The following is a 519-nucleotide window of genomic DNA, read 5'->3' as shown; positions in this document are numbered from 1 at the left end:
GCAAACGCTTGCCTTGCAGGATGAGTTTACAAGTGGGTTTCTTACTTCTTCTAAAGAAGTGGAAGACGGGTACTATGAATTAAAATCAGGAATTGATGGGTACACGATGTTATTTCCAGTGAATGCTACAATGGATCAAACGTATTATCAATATCGAGATCAAGATTACGAAGCCATTTATTTCGGGGAAGACCAGGAAGCAGAGAACTACGGATATTCTGTTGTAGGTCGTTTTTATGACCGGGAAGCTACCGAATGGATAGATGAAAATTTAGAATTGCTGATCGGTTCAAAAAAATTAGTATCACTTGCAGACTTTGAAAAGTCTACGACAGAAGATAAAGATATCTACATTGCGGAATATAAACAAAAAGTAGATGAAAATGAAAATGGATTTTATTTTGTTTTTTTGGGCTATATAAAATCTCGGTCTAACGACAAAGCAATAGCCATAGATTACAGTTCTAAATGCTTAAACGAAACAGAAGAATGCAATTTAAACCTTGATCAAGAAAGAGA

1 pseudogene is annotated in these 519 nt (G+C 35.3%); it reads left to right on the top strand.

Annotated elements, in window-relative coordinates:
• Positions 1-519, top strand: a pseudogene (locus V4T18_RS18310) (hypothetical protein); the annotation flags it as partial.

The organism is Lysinibacillus sp. 54212, assembly GCF_036662795.1.
Classification (GTDB): domain Bacteria; phylum Bacillota; class Bacilli; order Bacillales_A; family Planococcaceae; genus Lysinibacillus_B.
This window is presented reverse-complemented; position numbering and strand designations above follow the sequence as displayed.